At 64.9% G+C, this 282-nt stretch carries 1 protein-coding gene; it reads right to left on the bottom strand.

The window, feature by feature from the left end; all coding sequences use genetic code 11:
* A partial coding sequence (locus KMS84_RS44510; protein WP_256921571.1) for a sigma 54-interacting transcriptional regulator occupies window positions 1-282 on the bottom strand: 282 nt, incomplete at both ends.

Here is a 282-nt window from a genome sequence, read left to right on the forward strand (position 1 = left end):
GGAGAGATTTCCCGTTCGGCCAGGACGCGCAGCAAACGGGTTTGCAGGTGCGCAGGCATGTCGCCGATTTCGTCGAGGAACAGGGTGCCGCCGTTGGCCAGCTCCAGTTTGCCTTTCATGCCTTTCTTGTCGGCGCCGGTAAAGCTGCCCGCGCGGTAGCCGAACAGTTCGCTCTCGATCAGGCTCTCGGGAATCGCAGCGCAGTTCAGCGCCACGAAGGGGCCCTTGCGGCGCAGGCTGGCCTGGTGGATAGCGCGGGCGAAGGCTTCTTTGCCGGTGCCG

Source organism: Streptomyces hilarionis, from assembly GCF_024539675.1.
Taxonomy (GTDB): Bacteria; Actinomycetota; Actinomycetes; order Streptomycetales; family Streptomycetaceae; genus Streptomyces; species Streptomyces hilarionis.